Source organism: Empedobacter sp. GD03865 (genome assembly GCF_029840775.1).
Taxonomy (GTDB): domain Bacteria; phylum Bacteroidota; class Bacteroidia; order Flavobacteriales; family Weeksellaceae; genus Empedobacter; species Empedobacter falsenii_B.
The window spans coordinates 58,780-74,881 of record NZ_JAOCDF010000008.1 but is presented as its reverse complement, the minus strand read 5'-3'; the positions used below and the strand labels follow the sequence as shown (position 1 = coordinate 74,881).

14 protein-coding genes and 2 tRNA genes are annotated in these 16,102 nt (G+C 32.5%); 6 read left to right on the top strand and 10 right to left on the bottom strand.

The genetic code is table 11. The features are described from left to right. Positions 1-5 precede the first annotated feature (5 nt). The 3 genes from N5D46_RS04975 to N5D46_RS04965 all read left to right on the top strand — a co-directional run bounded on the left by N5D46_RS04975 (position 6) and on the right by N5D46_RS04965 (position 4,222). A complete protein-coding gene (locus N5D46_RS04975; RefSeq protein ID WP_038332984.1) occupies positions 6-1,199 on the top strand; it encodes an HlyD family secretion protein in 1,194 nt (397 codons plus the stop codon). A 21-nt stretch (positions 1,200-1,220) separates the two neighbouring features. Then, positions 1,221-2,792, top strand: a complete 1,572-nt coding sequence (locus N5D46_RS04970) for a DHA2 family efflux MFS transporter permease subunit (RefSeq protein WP_038332982.1) — start codon at positions 1,221-1,223, stop codon at positions 2,790-2,792. Positions 2,793-2,914: 122 nt separating this feature from the next. Then, on the top strand, positions 2,915-4,222 hold the full coding sequence (locus tag N5D46_RS04965; RefSeq protein ID WP_115001677.1) for a DUF2268 domain-containing putative Zn-dependent protease: 1,308 nt from the start codon (positions 2,915-2,917) through the stop codon (positions 4,220-4,222). A gap of 59 nt (positions 4,223-4,281) precedes the next feature. Here N5D46_RS04965 and N5D46_RS04960 read toward each other — a convergent pair whose 3' ends face one another. From N5D46_RS04960 to N5D46_RS04945, 4 genes are all read right to left on the bottom strand, one after another. Continuing rightward, positions 4,282-4,932 carry a phosphoribosylanthranilate isomerase gene (locus N5D46_RS04960; RefSeq protein WP_125349663.1) on the bottom strand — a complete coding sequence of 217 codons (651 nt, stop codon included), beginning with the start codon at positions 4,930-4,932 and terminating at the stop codon, positions 4,282-4,284. Positions 4,933-5,021: 89 nt separating this feature from the next. Further along, positions 5,022-6,113, bottom strand: a complete 1,092-nt coding sequence (prfA, locus tag N5D46_RS04955) for a peptide chain release factor 1 (RefSeq protein WP_038332970.1) — start codon at positions 6,111-6,113, stop codon at positions 5,022-5,024. Between the two features lie 107 nt (positions 6,114-6,220). Then, positions 6,221-8,407, bottom strand: coding sequence for a glutamine synthetase III (locus N5D46_RS04950; RefSeq protein ID WP_280049314.1), 2,187 nt, complete (start codon positions 8,405-8,407; stop codon positions 6,221-6,223). Positions 8,408-8,669: 262 nt separating this feature from the next. After that, on the bottom strand, positions 8,670-9,083 hold the full coding sequence (locus N5D46_RS04945) for a DUF4293 domain-containing protein (RefSeq protein WP_038332961.1): 414 nt from the start codon (positions 9,081-9,083) through the stop codon (positions 8,670-8,672). A 175-nt stretch (positions 9,084-9,258) separates the two neighbouring features. Here N5D46_RS04945 and rho point away from each other — a divergent pair, with 175 nt between their 5' ends. Then, on the top strand, positions 9,259-10,896 hold the full coding sequence (gene rho, locus N5D46_RS04940) for a transcription termination factor Rho (protein ID WP_280036679.1): 1,638 nt from the start codon (positions 9,259-9,261) through the stop codon (positions 10,894-10,896). Positions 10,897-11,019: 123 nt separating this feature from the next. On the opposite strand, the gene N5D46_RS04935 is transcribed toward rho, so the two are convergent. From N5D46_RS04935 to N5D46_RS04920, 4 genes are all read right to left on the bottom strand, one after another. Then, positions 11,020-11,103 (bottom strand) — tRNA-Leu (locus N5D46_RS04935). 24 nt (positions 11,104-11,127) lie between these two features. Further along, positions 11,128-11,200, bottom strand: a tRNA-Gly gene (locus N5D46_RS04930). 169 nt (positions 11,201-11,369) lie between these two features. After that, the gene (locus N5D46_RS04925) at positions 11,370-11,849 is read right to left on the bottom strand and encodes a DNA-deoxyinosine glycosylase (protein ID WP_280049313.1); all 480 of its coding nucleotides are present in this window, start codon (positions 11,847-11,849) and stop codon (positions 11,370-11,372) included. A 74-nt stretch (positions 11,850-11,923) separates the two neighbouring features. Continuing rightward, positions 11,924-13,840, bottom strand: a complete 1,917-nt coding sequence (locus N5D46_RS04920; RefSeq protein ID WP_280049312.1) for an ABC-F family ATP-binding cassette domain-containing protein — start codon at positions 13,838-13,840, stop codon at positions 11,924-11,926. Positions 13,841-13,947: 107 nt separating this feature from the next. Between N5D46_RS04920 and N5D46_RS04915 the strand changes: the two genes are divergently transcribed. After that, positions 13,948-14,268: a hypothetical protein gene (locus N5D46_RS04915; RefSeq protein ID WP_280049311.1), complete on the top strand. Its 321-nt coding sequence runs from the start codon at positions 13,948-13,950 to the stop codon at positions 14,266-14,268. An 18-nt stretch (positions 14,269-14,286) separates the two neighbouring features. Beyond that, the gene (locus N5D46_RS04910; RefSeq protein ID WP_115001689.1) at positions 14,287-14,508 is read left to right on the top strand and encodes a hypothetical protein; all 222 of its coding nucleotides are present in this window, start codon (positions 14,287-14,289) and stop codon (positions 14,506-14,508) included. A 6-nt stretch (positions 14,509-14,514) separates the two neighbouring features. Here the strand turns inward: N5D46_RS04910 and N5D46_RS04905 are convergent, their stop codons facing one another. Beyond that, positions 14,515-14,976, bottom strand: coding sequence for a hypothetical protein (locus tag N5D46_RS04905; RefSeq protein ID WP_125349616.1), 462 nt, complete (start codon positions 14,974-14,976; stop codon positions 14,515-14,517). An 11-nt stretch (positions 14,977-14,987) separates the two neighbouring features. Beyond that, a complete protein-coding gene (locus N5D46_RS04900; protein ID WP_280049310.1) occupies positions 14,988-16,046 on the bottom strand; it encodes an FAD-dependent oxidoreductase in 1,059 nt (352 codons plus the stop codon). Positions 16,047-16,102 lie beyond the last annotated feature (56 nt).

Genomic DNA, 16,102 nt, shown 5'->3' with positions numbered 1-16,102 from the left:
TCGATATGGAAGAAAATAATCAAGAAAAGAAAAAAATAAATTCAAAATTTATCATCGTTTTAGGAGCATTAATCATCCTTGGAGGTGGATATGGAGTTTATAAATATTTACACGGACAAGCGCACGAAATTACTGATGATGCACAAATTGAATCAAAAATAACACCTGTTATACCTAAAGTTTCAGGATACATTCAGAAGATTTTAGTAGAAGATAACCAAATGGTTCACAAAGGTGATACATTAGTTGTTTTGGACGGATCTGAATTTGCCTTGAAATTGCAACAATCGCAAGATGCTCTATTACAAGCAGAAGGTCAATTAGGAGTTGCTCACGCAGGTGTTTCTCAAGCTGGTGCAGCTATTGGAGTGACAGAAGCTGGTGCAGTTGCAGCAAATACAACAATCGAAACAGCTCAAGCAAGTGTTAATACAGCTCAAGCAAATGTAGAAGCAGCAAAAGTACAAGTTTGGAGAACGAAAAATGATTTTGATCGTTACAATAAATTATACCAAAATCAATCGATCACAAAACAACAATACGAGCAAGCTTTAGCAGCAAAAGAAACAGCTGAAAAGCAATTGCGAATTGTACAAGAACAATTAGGTGTTTCTCGTGCTCAATTAGCTTCTACAGCAAAACAAGCGCAAGCTACAGCAAAACAAGTGAACACTTCGAAAGCACAAGCTGATGCTTCAAAAGCACAAATTAAAGTTGCGGAAGCAGCAATTGGTCAAAGCAAAACAAACATCGATAATGCAAAATTATATTTGTCTTATACGTATGTAATTGCAGCTGAAGATGGACAAGTTTCTAAAATTAATTTACAACCAGGACAATTGGTTCAAGCTGGTCAATCTTTGTTTAATATTGTGACAACAAATAATATTTGGGTTGTGGCAAATTACAAAGAAACTCAATTAGAAAAAATTAGAGTTGGACAAGAAGCCATCATCAAAGTAGATGCATATCCAAACCACGAATTCAAAGCGAAAGTAACGTCTTTATCTCCTGCAACTGGTGCTAAATTTGCGTTATTACCTCCAGATAATGCGTCTGGTAACTTCGTAAAAACAGTTCAACGTCTTCCGATTAAAATCGAATTTATCGATCAAAAAGACGAAATGTTGAAAATGATTCGTCCAGGTATGAACGTGGAAGCTGATATTCTTTTAAAATCGAATACTTCTGCAAAGTAATAACACCTATTCAGAAAAATTATGGAAGAAAATAATTTAGTTGAATATGGTGCAAGACGTGTAATCATCACCATTACCGCCATCATGTGTGCATTGTTAGAGATTGTTGATACAACAATTGTAAACGTTGCGATGAATGACATGAAAGGTAGTTTGGGTGTCTCTTTAACTGATATTGCGTGGGTGGTTACCGCTTACGCAATTGCCAACGTAATTGTAGTACCGATGACCAGCTGGTTGTCGCAACAATTTGGACGACGCAATTATTTTGCGGCTTCGATTATCATTTTTACAGTTGCCTCATTTCTTTGTGGAAATGCAACAACGTTGTGGGAAATTATCTTGTTCCGATTTATACAAGGACTTGGTGGTGGTGCGCTATTGGTAACTTCGCAAACCATCATTACCGAAAGTTATCCACCCGAAAAACGTGGTTTAGCGCAAGCAATCTACGGAATGGGAGTTATCGTTGGTCCTACGCTTGGTCCGCCTTTGGGAGGTTATATTATTGATAATTGGTCTTGGCCATATATATTTTACATCAATATTCCGATCGGGATTATTGCCGTATTGTTAACGATATCATTTGTTCGCAGTCCAAAATATGCAGAGAAATCAAAACTAAGTCAAGTCGATTTCTTGGGAATTATTTTGTTAGCCATTGCAGTAGGATCGTTACAATATGTATTAGAACATGGACAACAAGACGACTGGTTCTCAGATTCGACAATTGTAACCTTGAGTATTGCAAGTTTCTTCGGATTCATTTTATTTGTTTGGCGAGAATTAGTTTTCAAACATCCGATTGTAAATTTACGTGTACTGAAAGATAGCAACTTGGCAGTTGGTACTATTTTATCCTTCATCTTAGGATTTGGATTATATGGATCGACATTCGTTATTCCAATTTATACACAATCAATCTTAGGATGGACAGCTACTGATGCAGGTTTATTATTAATTCCTTCATCGTTGATGACTGCTTTCATGATGCCAATCATCGCAACAATGTTACAAAAAGGTGTACCACCAAAATATATGGTTGCAGGAGGATTCTTTATCTTTTTCTGTTACAGTTTTTGGTCATACAAAATCTTAACACCAGACACAGGTTCCGAACATTTCTTCTGGCCATTAATTGTACGTGGAGTTGGATTAGGATTATTATTCGTACCCGTTACCACACTTTCACTTTCTAGTTTGACGGGGCAACAAATTGGTGAAGGAGCTGCCTTTACAGGAATGATGCGTCAGTTAGGAGGATCTTTTGGTATCGCGATTATTACAACATTTATTTCGCGTTGGACAGTTGGACACCGAACAAATTTAGTTTCGCATCTTGATACATCTGATTTTGATGTACAAAAACATATTCAGAATTTACAAATGAGCTTCGTGAGCAAAGGTTTTGCTCCAAATGAAGCTTTAAATAAAGCCTATAACCTACTCGATTTACAAGTTACCAAACAAGCAACTGTGTTAACTTATATGGATGTTTTCTTGTATTTGGGTGTAGTTTTCCTAATCTGTATTCCATTTATTTTGTTCTTTATCAAAAAAGGAGCAGGTAAAGTAATCAGTGCAGGACATTAAAAAAGAATAATTATTTTAATTTTCAGTTTTTTATAAATGTAAAATCCATCTCAATTTATTGGGATGGATTTTTTTGTTGAATTAAATAGAAATAGATTATTTTTAGAGACTTAATACTATTTATGAAAAATTCTATATTAACATCTATTACAGCTTATTTCCTCTTTTCTTTTTCTGTCAATGCGCAAAAAGTTTTTACATCAGACGTGGATAATTTTTGGACTGCTTATGATAAAATAACTCAAACTAAAGATTCTGTATTGCAATATAAATATTTGAATGACGACTATTTATCAAAAGGTACACAAGGTTTAAAATTAATTAGAGAAGCAAGAAATTATACCGAAAAAGATTATATCAATGCAATTAATACTTATCCTAAATTCTGGAATTCGGTTCGAAAAAATACCTTAAAGTCTAAGAATCTATCAAAAGATTTGAATAAAGGAATTAAAAAACTCCGATTGATTTATCCTGAATTAAAACCAGCTAATATTTACTTTACAATTGGTGCATTACGTACAAATGGAACAATAAAAGATGGAAGTGTTTTGATTGGAAGCGAAATTGCGATGACGGATAAAAATACCATTACAGACGAATTTCCTGAAAATCAACGCAACTCAAGACGTTTGTATTTTGATAGCGAACCGATTAATAATTTAATATTATTAAATGCGCATGAGTATGTACATACACAACAAAAATTACCAGCAAACAATCTTCTTTCTAATGTTATTTACGAAGGTATTGCAGAATTTGTCTCCACAAAAGCAATGAATGTACCATCGGTAGCTCCTGCAATAGCTTATGGTAAGAAGAATAACGAAAAAGTAAGAGCACGATTTGAACAAGAAATGTTTACTCTTAATAATTTAAACAAATGGCTTTGGGGAGATTCTCCAAATGAGTTTGGTGTAAGAGATTTAGGTTATTATGTCGGTTATCAGATGGCTGAAAACTATTACAATCAAGCGAATAATAAACAAAATGCAATAAAAGAATTAATCGAATTAGATTATGCAAACGAAGCTGTTATTGAAGATTATGTAACTAAATCAAATTATTTTTCTAAATCATTAGAAGAACTTCAAAAAGATTTTGAAAGCAAAAGACCTACTGTTCTTGGAATAAAACAATTTAACAATTACAGTAAAAATGTTGATCCCAAAACAAAAGAGATTACCATCAATTTTTCTGAACCTCTAAATGGATTTAATACTGGAGTAGATTATGGTGAATTAGGTGAAGCCGCATTTCCTAAAAGTGATTTCAAGAAAAGATATTGGTCAAATGATAATAAAAGTTGGACAATTAGTGTAGAATTAGAACCAAATAAAAAATATCAGTTTATGATTACAAGTAATTTTAGAAATACAACTAATTACCCTCTAAAAAATTATTTGATAGAATTTGAAACTTCTAATTAGGTTTTTGAATAAGTAAAATCCTTGTCAAGATTCAAAACTTTGACAAGGATTTTATTTTTTTAACCATTAACCGCTCTAAAAAAAGCGTCTAATTTCTTTTCATCTAATTTTCCGTCAGTTCTTACACCACTGCAAATATCTACGCCAAAAGGCTGAACAACATCAATCGCTTCACGAATATTATCAGGATGAAGACCGCCAGCCAAAAATAGAGGAATGTTAATTTCTTCTCTAATTTTTTTACTAATCGCCCAATTGTGCGTGCGCCCTGTCCCTCCCAGTTCTTTTACTTGTAAGTTAGGATTTCCGCTATCTAATAAAATAGCGTCTACAAACTGAGATTTCTCTATCGCTTCAGTTACCGAATTTTCATCAATTACATGAATCACTTGTACCAATTTTACCCAAGGTAATTCGTTTCTCAAAATTTGATATTCTTCGTTTTTCAGCTCATCAACCAACTGAATTGTATTCGTATAAACTTTTTTATAATGTTGAATAATTGTTTCTGAAGTTGTTTCACTTGTTAATAAAAACGAAGCTAATGTTGGCGGGATAATTTGTGTAATATCTTTGATTAAATCATCACCAATAATACCTGGTCCGCTTGGCATATTACCAACTAAACCTAATCCACTCGCTCCATATTTTATCGCTTGTTGTGCTTCTTCTTTGCTACTAATACAACAAATTTTAACTCTTGTTTTCATCATTTGTTTTATTCTTAATACTATAAATATATAAAAAAACACCTCAATTTCTTGAAGTGTTTTGTATGATCTAAGATTTAAAATTGATGTTAGAAATCTTCTTCCGAACCTTTTAATTTTTCTGCATTTTCTGCCATTTTCAATGCATCAATCATTTCTTGAATATCTCCATTCATAAAGTTATCCAAATTATAAATTGATTTGTTGATACGGTGATCTGTTACACGTCCTTGCGGATAGTTGTATGTACGAATTTTAGCCGAACGGTCACCAGTCGAAACTAACGATTTACGTTGAGCAGAACGTTCTGAATGTTTTTTCTCGAACTCGATTTCATACAATTTTGTACGTAATAATTGTAACGCTTTTTCACGGTTCTTATGTTGAGAACGCGCTTCTTGACAAACAATTACAATTCCAGAAGGTTTGTGCGTTAATTGAACTTTTGTTTCAACTTTATTTACATTTTGTCCTCCCGCACCAGACGAACGCGCTGTTTGATACTCCAAATCTGCTGGATTAATCACTACATCAACTTCCTCTGCTTCTGGTAAAACCGCAACCGTAATCGCCGATGTATGCACACGCCCTTGCGATTCTGTTTCAGGAACACGTTGTACACGGTGAACACCCGATTCGTATTTCATCGTTCCATACACTGCATTTCCTTCTACTTGCATCACCAACTCTTTGTATCCTTTTCCAGATGCTTCAGAAGTATTTAATACTTCGTGTTTCCATCCTTTTTCTTTGAAATACATCGAATACATGCGGTAAATATCTTCTACGAAAATCGCTGCTTCATCTCCTCCTGTACCAGAACGTAACTCGACAATGATGTTTTTCTCATCTTCTGGATCTTTTGGAATCAACATCATTTTGATTTCTTCCTCTAAAGGTGGAATCGCATTGATTGCTTCGTCTTTTTCTATTTTAGCTAACTCAACCATTTCAGCATCAGAACCATCTTGAATAATTTCGTCTGCTTCCTCAATTACATTGATTAAGTTTTCGTATTGTTTTTGCATTTCAACAAAGTCTTTCAAATCAGAATATTCTTTGTTTAATTTCGCATAACGAGCTTGATCTGTTACGATATCTGGTTGGATGATTAAATCTGCTACCTCATCGAAACGTTGTTTGATTGCTCTTAATTTATCTAATAGACCTAAATCTGCCATATACTTTTATTGGATTGCAAAGATACAATAACTCAAGGGATTCAGAAAATTTGAATAAAAAAAAACCGATGATTTCTCATCGGTTTTGTAATTTATTGTTGAAAATATTATCTCGTAAATAATAATTCTCTGTATTTTGTTAAGACCCAGTATTCGTTGTCTACCATTAATTCTAACTTATCCGCATGGTAACGAATTTCATCATAATATGGTTTTACTTTATCACAATAAGCATATGCTTTCTCTTCTAAAGATTCAACCACATTTGCTTCTTTACGCGCATCCATCATTAAGTGCAATTTTGCGTTTAATTCGTTTACATGCATCGAAATTTTCTTTAAAATGATTAATTGCTCGCCTGCATATTCTTCATAATCATCTCCAAAAATATCTTTGAATCCTTTAATGTTTTTGATCAATATATTTTGATATTTGAAAGCTGTCGGAATAATATGATTCCTAACAATATCACCTAAAACACGACCTTCAATCTGAATTTTCTTGATGTAATCTTCTAATTCGATTTCATAACGCGCTTCAACTTCTGTGTTGTTCATTACATTAAGCTCCGAGAATAAATCCAACGATTTTTGAGAAACTTTTGCTTTTAAAGCTGATGGAGTTGTTTTGTGATTTGACAATCCTCTACGAGCTGCTTCTTCTTCCCATTCTTTGCTGTATCCGTCTCCTTCGAATAATATATTTTTTGTTTCTTTGATATACTCACGTAAAACATTGAAAATTGCTTCGTCTTTTTTCAAACCTGTTTCAATCAAGGCATCAACTTCTTTTTTGAAATCAATCAATTGTTTTGCTATAATTGCGTTCAAGGTTGTCATCGCATTTGCACAGTTTGCAGTTGATCCTACAGCACGGAACTCGAATTTATTTCCTGTAAAAGCAAAAGGAGAAGTTCTGTTTCTGTCAGTATTGTCTAATAAAACATCTGGAATTTTACCTACAACGTTTAATTTTAAATCAGTTTTTTCTTCTGGAGATAATTTCCCTGTCGAAACACCTTCTAATTCTTCCAATACTTTTGTCAATTGTTGACCAATAAAAATCGAAATAATTGCTGGTGGCGCTTCATTCGCACCTAAACGGTGGTCATTAGAAGCCGAAGCGATAGAAGCACGTAACAATTCCTCGTAAATTGAAACTGCTTTGATGGTATTGATAAAAAACGTTAAAAACTGTAAATTGCTATTTGGTGTTTTTCCTGGCGCTAATAAATTTACTCCAGTATCAGTTGCTAACGACCAGTTATTGTGTTTTCCTGATCCGTTAACTCCTTTGAATGGTTTTTCGTGGAATAACACTTTAAAATGATGACGCTCTCCTACTTTTTGCATCACATCCATTAATAATGAATTGTGGTCAACTGCTAAATTCGTTTCTTCAAAAATTGGGGCTAACTCAAATTGATTTGGAGCAACTTCGTTGTGACGAGTTTTTACAGGAATTCCCAACAACATACATTCGTTTTCTAAATCGCGCATATAATTTAAAACACGTGTAGGAATCGAACCAAAATAATGATCTTCTAATTGTTGACCTTTTGCAGAAACATGTCCTAACAACGTTCTACCAGTTTGTAAAATATCTGGACGAGAAGCCGCTAAAGCATCATCAATTAAGAAATATTCTTGTTCCCAACCTAAAGTCGGAGTTACTTTCTTCACATTTTTATCGAAGAACTTCGCTACTTCTGTAGCTGCTTCATCAATTGATAAAAGCGCTCTTAACAAAGGTGCTTTATTATCTAGAGCTTCTCCTGTGTACGAAACAAATACTGTCGGAATGCATAAAGTTGTTCCAAAAATAAATGCTGGTGAGGTTGGATCCCAAGCTGTATATCCACGTGCTTCGAATGTATTACGAATTCCTCCATTTGGAAAAGAAGATGCATCTGGTTCTTGTTGAACTAATAATGATCCACTAAATTTTTCTACAGGATCTGCTCCATCAAATGAAGTTTCGAAAAAAGCATCATGTTTTTCTGCTGTTGTTCCTGTTAATGGCTGAAACCAGTGTGTATAATGTGTTACACCTTTGCTCATCGCCCATTCTTTCATTCCTAAAGCAACAAAATCTGCCATTTTACGGTCGATTTTAGTACCATAATCCATTGCAGAACGAACGGCTTTATAAGCTTCTGAAGTTAAATGTTGACGCATTGCTTTGTCATTGAAAACATTGCTTCCAAAAATTTCTGATTTTTTCCCTAATTCAGGAACAGCTACCGGTTTGCGATTGCTTGCGGCTTTTAATGCTTCAAAACGAAATGATGTCATAAGAAAATTACTTTGTGTTGTTTTATGATGCAAAAATAAATAAAAATTAAACACAAAATAAAAACACCCCTATTTTTTTAGGGGTTAAATTATAATTTCATTACAAATAAATTCAACACCCCTTTATTTTAGTTTAGATTTTCAAAACATCAGTGTAAAATTAATTTTTATTTAACATTCGAATAAACTTCTTTAAACGAAAAAAGCAGTTTCAATTGCTTGAAACTGCTTTTAGACACTCATAATATAAAAAGTTTTTGGTCTATCTGAAACGGTCTACTGATTTTACAAGATCATCATCCTTCTTAATCAAACGATTGGCAATTGACAGAAGCACAATCGAAGCTAAAGGAACTAATGCCCAAATACCTTTCTCAGAATTTCCTTCTCCAGGTAATGTTAATAGACAATATACAAAAGAACCAATTAATAAAACATTCAAAATAATGTTTAACCATCCTAAGCTAATCTGTAACTTACGTTTTTTGAAAAACATAATGGTTAAAAATGAAATTAAAGCTGATGAGAAAAAGGCTAACGAAAAAATGTAATCTCCTTTCTCCGGATTTTGTAACCAATTTAATGGAATATCAAACAGCTTATCAAAATTCATGGCGAATATACTCGAAATTATTCCACTTAAGAATAAATATATACTTTGCTTTCTTTGAATCATTTCTTAAATTTCGAATACAAATGTAAAAAAACTTTTTGAGTTTTTATAATTATTCGTACTATTGCATTAATAAATCTCAAATTTATACGCTTTATAACAATTCTATTGTTATGATTCCCAATTACTTTATTGAATAAAAAAAATATAAACACATTAATACCTTCATTATAGGATTATGTTTGATATCGAAGAATTAAAATCATTCAAATTACCAGATTTACAACAAGTTGCAGAGCAACTGAAAATCGATGGGTATAAGAAATTAAAAAAAGGCGAATTGTTAGACGCTGTTTTAGGTTTTATCAACAGCCAACCAAAGGTTGAAGAAAAAGCTGAAACAAAACCTGCTAAAAAAGATAAAGCTGAAAATCTACCTACAGAAGAAAAGAAACCGAAACGCAAACGAGTTCAGAATTCGGAAGGAGAAGTTCAACAAAAAGAGGCTGTTGCAGAAGAAGTAAAAACTGAAAAAGTTGAAAATATTTCTACCGAAACAGAAAAAAAGGAAGAAAATAATCCTCGCGTTAATAAATTTCAGGAACGAGCAAACAAAAGCCAAGATCTGAAAAAGAATAACCAAAATAATCAGAAGAAAAATAATCAATCTGATAATCGTAATCAAAACGATCAATCTCAACAAAATAATCACCACAACAATCAAAATCAAAAAAATAAATATCGCGCTGCGAATTATGAATTTGATGGAATTATTGAAACTGAAGGTGTTTTAGAGATTTTACCAGATAATAATTATGGTTTTTTACGTTCATCTGATTTTAATTATTTGTCTTCGCCTGATGATGTGTATGTTTCTCAATCTCAAATTAGATTATTTGGATTAAAAACGGGAGATACAATTACAGGAGAAGTTCGTCCTCCAAAAGAAGGTGAAAAATATTTTCCTTTAATCAAAATTAAAGAAATCAACGGTCGTACGCCAGATTATGTACGTGATCGTATCGCTTTTGAGCATTTAACTCCACTTTTCCCTAACGAGAAATTCAATTTAAGTAATTCTAAATCTTTATCAAATCGCGTGATTGACTTATTTACACCAATAGGTAAAGGTCAACGTGGGATGATTGTGGCGCCACCAAAAACGGGTAAAACAACGTTATTGAAAGATATTGCGAATGGAATTGCGCAAAATCATCCAGAAGTTTATTTGATTGTTTTATTAATCGATGAGCGTCCAGAAGAGGTAACAGATATGAAACGTTCGGTAAACGGAGAGGTTATTGCATCTACGTTTGATGAGGAAGCAAATCGCCATGTAAAAGTTGCGAATATCGTTTTAGAGAAGGCAAAACGTATGGTAGAATGTGGACACGATGTTGTGATTCTTTTAGATTCTATTACGCGTTTGGCACGTGCTTACAATACTGTTTCGCCAGCTTCTGGTAAAGTGTTATCGGGTGGTGTTGATGCAAATGCATTACACAAACCAAAACGTTTCTTTGGAGCTGCTCGTAACATCGAAAATGGAGGTTCTTTAACAATTATTGCAACTGCATTGATTGATACAGGTTCTAAAATGGATGAAGTTATTTTCGAAGAATTTAAAGGAACAGGTAATATGGAGTTACAATTGGATCGTAAGATTTCGAACAAACGTATTTTCCCTGCAATTGACTTAGTAAGTTCTTCTACGCGTAAAGACGATTTGTTATTAGACGACAAAACACAACAATTAATGTGGGTTCTTCGCAACCATTTATCGGATATGAATCCTGTAGAAGCGATGGAATTCTTACACGATCGTATCAAACATACACGCTCTAACGAAGAGTTTTTAATCTCAATGAATAAGTAATTTATTACAACTTATAATTTTAAAAACCATCTAAAGTTGTTTAGGTGGTTTTTTTTAAATCTATTTTATGAAAAAAATATATAACAAAAAAAGCTCAAGAAAATAAATTCTTGAGCTTTGTTGTACCTCAGGCGGGACTTGAACCCGCACGTCCTAATGGACACAGGATTTTAAGTCCTGCGTGTCTACCAATTCCACCACCAAGGCATCCACTTCTAAGAAAGAAGTTAGAGCGGGAAACGGGACTCGAACCCGCAACATTCAGCTTGGAAGGCTGACGCTCTACCAATTGAGCTATTCCCGCGATTGTGAGTGCAAATATAGAACAGCTTTTTTAATTACAAAACTTTTAGGAAACATTTTTTTCATAATTATTTTACATTAAAAGCTAAGTTTCTCATCATAATATTTTTAAGTACTAAAATAATTTTACTTTTTTTTGATTAAATTATTTTGAACATTAAAAATTCATCTTAAATAATTGCATTTTTCCAGATTTTAAGCAATCGTTCGTAAGAAAATTGAGCATTAGCTGGACTTGTACTTGGCAAAGAAATATACTCTATGGATGTTTTTTCATCAAAATATTTCCAAAATAATTGTTCCGCTTTCTTTCCATTGAAAATTATTTTCTCGATTGTAGGATGTTCATTCAACAATTCATCAATCTGATTTGGCGAAACATTTTTCATATCTACATCCATACTTCCTTTTCGTTCTGCAGAATGTACAACATCCCAAAGCGCTAACTTATTTTGTAAAATAAGTTGTTTTCTTATTTCATAATCTTTTGAAAATTTTGTCTCAAAAATCTCAAATATCATTTTCCAAAATCGATTACGTGGATGCCCATAATATTGATTAACTTCTAACGATATATCACCAGGTAAAGAGCCAAGAATTAATGTTTTTGGTTGTTCTGATATAATTGCAGCAAAAGATTGTTTATGCATTTTGTCTTATTCTAAAAATATAATGTACAAAAAAAGTGCTACAATTTGTAGCACTTTTTATTCTATTTCTTTCGTTAGATAATTTGTTCAGAAACTTCCTCCCACTCTAACATTTTTTTATCTAAATCATTTTTCAGATTCGAGTATTTGTCCAATTCTTGTTGCGTTTGCGAACCTGCATGCAATTTATTTTCTAAATCTGCAATCTTCGTTTCTAAATCAGAAATCTCTGTTTCGATTCTTGATAATCTATTTTTAAGACGTTTTTGCTCTTTTTCTTCCTCAAAAGATAAAACTCTTTTCGCTTGTTCTATTTTAACTTCAATCGACTTCTCTTCTTTTGGTGCAGCCAAACTATTTCCTTTCTCCACTTCACGGAAACTTCCCGCTTTTATTTGCGCCAAATAATCATCAATTCCAGAAAGATATTCTTTCACTTGACCATTACGGAAATCGAACACTTTATCTACTAAACCTTCTAAAAATTCACGGTCATGAGATACTAAAATCAAAGTTCCAGAATATTTTTGTAAAGCTTTTTTCAACAATTCTTTTGATACAATATCCAAGTGGTTCGTTGGCTCATCCATGATTAATACATTGAATGGACGTAACAATAATTTACACAACGCCAAACGATTTCGCTCACCTCCCGAAAGAACCGAAACTTTTTTCTCAACAGCATCACCACCAAACATAAATGCACCTAAATAATCGCGAACATGTTTACGTGTTTCTTCTGTTGCAGAATTTTCTGCTTCTTCTAAAACCGTTAATTTATCATTCAAAACATGTGCTTGATTTTGGGCAAAATATCCGATTTCTACATTATGTCCATGTTTTATTTTGCCTGAATGCTCTTGTTCGTTGATAATCGCACGCGATAAAGTCGTTTTTCCTTGACCATTTTGACCAACAAAAGCTACTTTTTCTCCTCGATTAACATAAAAAGAAACATGATCAAAAACTTGATGATCACCAAAAGCAACACCTACATCATCTAACTCGAAAATAATTTTACCTGGCTGAACAGCATCCACAAAACGGATATTCATCTTCGTTACATCATCATTTTCAATTTCGATGCGTTCTATTTTATCTAATTTTTTGATTAATGATTGTGCCATCGAAGCTTTGTTCGCTTTTGCACGGAATTTAGAAATCAAATCTTCCGTGTGCTTAATCATTTGTTCTTGATTTTTTTGCGCTTGCTCTAATTTCTCGCGACGATCTTCACGTAATTCCAAATAACGCGTATAATTCGCCTTGAAATCTGAGATGTGGCGATTTGCAATTTCGATTGTACGATTAGTTACGTTATCCAAAAATTGACGGTCGTGCGAAACCAACACAACAGCTCCAGGATAATCTTTCAAGAAATCTTCTAACCAAACAATCGAATCGATATCCAAATGGTTGGTAGGCTCATCTAAAAGCATTACATCATGTTTTTGCAACAATAGTTTTGCCAATTCAATTCGCATTCTCCAACCTCCAGAAAATTCTTCTGTTGGGCGATGAAAATCTGAATTTTTGAATCCTAAACCAATTAAAATTTGTTCGATTTCAGCATCTTTTGTGTAACCACCTAAAAGTCCGAAACGTTCTGTTAAATGAGAAATATCTTCAATTAATTTTCCATATTCGTCCGATTCGTAATCTGTTCTTTCAGCTAATTCTTTGTTTACAAAATCAATACGTTCCTGAATTTCAACCAATTGCTCAAAAGCAGAATCCGCTTCTTGCCAAACCGTTCTTCCTTGTACAAAATCAATATCTTGCGATAAATATCCGATTGTAACGTCGCCTTCGTAAACAACTTCACCTTCTGAAGATTGCTGACTTTTGGCTAAAATTTTAAGCAAAGTAGATTTTCCTGCTCCATTTTTCCCTACCAAACCAACACGGTTTCCTTTGTTGATGCGGAACGAAACGTTTTCGAATAAATATCTACCCGCAAAATAAACTCCTAAATTTTGTACTAATAACATTTTGCAAAAATACAATGTTTTTTGTTAGATGAAAACTTATCTCAAAACTATAAGTAGTATATTGTGAAAGTGTTTTAAAAATAACAATCACCTTTCAATTAATGATTATGAGTAAAATTATTATTGTTCCTATTAATAAAGAAGCTGAATTAAAATTAGATTATGATACAGCTTCTCCAAACGAATTAATCGAAATTAGGTTAAATGAATCAGAATTTAATATTTTATGGAAGAAAGGTGTTTTTGATTTAATTAATCAAACTTGTAATTCAATAATTGACGATTATGAAGACGAAAAAATTAATAATTTAACTCTAATTGAAAGCACTTATAATCAATTGAAGAAAACATATCCTGAATGTGAAAATATTATTAATATATTTCATAAAGCATTAGAACTTAAAACAAGTATTCATTTCTATTTTTAACAATATTTAAAATCACTTATGAAGATAATATTTGATGGCTGGAATGAAGGATTTCAAAAAGTCACTTTAACACATCTACAAATTGACTTACTAAAAATATCATTAAAAGTTGCTAAAAGTAATGTTGACAAATTATTAGATGGACATTCAATAACAATTGATGTTAACGATGAACAATTAGCTTTAACTTTTATAAAAGAAGCTAAAAATATTAATGCTAATTGTAGAATTTTGCATTGATTTTTTTTAAGGTTTTAAACGATAACTCAAAAAATACAATACAAAACTGATTAAAATCGAAAAAGTTGCTGGCACAAAATAAGCCAATGCGAGATTTTTGGTTGCAATAAAATTAATTGGAAGATTGATTAATCTGAATTGAAAAACTAAAAAACACAACACTACTATAATTACAGACATTTTCCAATCGTAATTGCGTTTATGGTTGATAACTGAACATAAAATATATGCCAAAACAATACCTACAAAACTCAAAATTGTTTTCATTGTAGCTAAATGTTTCAGTTTTTCGCTGATTCCGAATTCGTCACTTTTTCTAACCAAAAAGGCAAAATTATCTTTTCCCATTGAATGAATTAATTCAATCAAATCTAATTCAACCAAAACGTAAAATTGTTGAATTCCTAAAAATAACAAAACGCTTGCTACAAGTTGAATTGCAAATATTTTTATGTCAAAATTTTTCATTCAAAATAGGTTTAAAATCGATCATAGAAACGTGCAATATTCGCTTCTTTATCAATAGGTTGATTATTTTCTAAAAAATCGTACAAATCATCCACCATCACAGGGGCCAACATTGTTCCGCGCGTTCCCATTCCATTCAAACAAATCAATTGTTGATACGTTGGATGCGCTCCAATAATCGGACGACGATCGACAACAGTTGGACGAATTGACGCATGTTGCTCCACAACTTCAAAATCATCTTTGAAAAAATTCTGAACACCTTCAACCAAATATTTCTTAGCTTCTTCAGTATTTTCATAATTCACATGATCGCGATCGTAAGTTGCACCTACAAAATATTGATTATTTTCTAAAGGCATCAAAAATTCTTTTCCTTTCACAACTGCTTCGGGTAAATTGGCATCAATTTCAATTTTCAACACTTCGCCTTTTACACCAATTACAGGTAAATTTTTGAAATATGGATTGCTCAAAATATTATAACCTTCAGCAAAAATTATTTTAGTTGCCTCGATATTTTTATAGCTCGTTTGATTATCATTTAATTTTAACTCATTGAAATCAAAAGTCTCATCAAGAAACAAATCATTTTCAACTAAATAATCTTTAAAATCAGCCAGAAGATTTGTCAAATCGACACGACCTGTGTGCAAAACTTCGCCAGAACCAATCGGAGAATTGATTGAAGAAAAATCATTCAGTTGTTCTGTATCTGTTGCTAAATAATCAATCAAATCTGGATGAGTTGTCGCTTTTTTCAACCACGTTTTTTTCTCTTGTTCGTCATTAAAAATTCTATAAACTGGAAAATTGTAGATATATTTTTTGTTTAATAATTGTTCAAAATCACCAAAAACCTCGCGTAATCTTTCGATTTGTTTTGTCGCATTCCAAACAATTGAAAATCGTTTTAGCACTACAGGATTAAAAATTCCAGCAGCAATTGCCGATGCTTTGTGAAAATGATTATCAATTACCACAAAAGATTTATTTTCTTTCAACAATTTCATCGCCATACAACTCCCTGCAACACCTTGACCAACGATGATATATTCTACTTTTTTCAATTTCTAAAATTTGCTTACAAAGGTAAATAATGTTTCGGTTTTACTTATCTTTATTC

What these genes read in the sequence shown, in the direction of transcription:
- N5D46_RS04975 (WP_038332984.1), top strand. Translation starts at nt 6, where the DNA reads ATGGAAGAAAATAATCAAGAAAAGAAAAAAATAAATTCAAAATTTATC.
- N5D46_RS04970 (WP_038332982.1), top strand. Translation starts at nt 1,221, where the DNA reads ATGGAAGAAAATAATTTAGTTGAATATGGTGCAAGACGTGTAATCATC.
- N5D46_RS04965 (WP_115001677.1), top strand. Translation starts at nt 2,915, where the DNA reads ATGAAAAATTCTATATTAACATCTATTACAGCTTATTTCCTCTTTTCT.
- N5D46_RS04960 (WP_125349663.1), bottom strand. Translation starts at nt 4,932, where the DNA reads ATGAAAACAAGAGTTAAAATTTGTTGTATTAGTAGCAAAGAAGAAGCA.
- prfA (WP_038332970.1), bottom strand. Translation starts at nt 6,113, where the DNA reads ATGGCAGATTTAGGTCTATTAGATAAATTAAGAGCAATCAAACAACGT.
- N5D46_RS04950 (WP_280049314.1), bottom strand. Translation starts at nt 8,407, where the DNA reads ATGACATCATTTCGTTTTGAAGCATTAAAAGCCGCAAGCAATCGCAAA.
- N5D46_RS04945 (WP_038332961.1), bottom strand. Translation starts at nt 9,083, where the DNA reads ATGATTCAAAGAAAGCAAAGTATATATTTATTCTTAAGTGGAATAATT.
- rho (WP_280036679.1), top strand. Translation starts at nt 9,259, where the DNA reads ATGTTTGATATCGAAGAATTAAAATCATTCAAATTACCAGATTTACAA.
- N5D46_RS04925 (WP_280049313.1), bottom strand. Translation starts at nt 11,849, where the DNA reads ATGCATAAACAATCTTTTGCTGCAATTATATCAGAACAACCAAAAACA.
- N5D46_RS04920 (WP_280049312.1), bottom strand. Translation starts at nt 13,840, where the DNA reads ATGTTATTAGTACAAAATTTAGGAGTTTATTTTGCGGGTAGATATTTA.
- N5D46_RS04915 (WP_280049311.1), top strand. Translation starts at nt 13,948, where the DNA reads ATGAGTAAAATTATTATTGTTCCTATTAATAAAGAAGCTGAATTAAAA.
- N5D46_RS04910 (WP_115001689.1), top strand. Translation starts at nt 14,287, where the DNA reads ATGAAGATAATATTTGATGGCTGGAATGAAGGATTTCAAAAAGTCACT.
- N5D46_RS04905 (WP_125349616.1), bottom strand. Translation starts at nt 14,976, where the DNA reads ATGAAAAATTTTGACATAAAAATATTTGCAATTCAACTTGTAGCAAGC.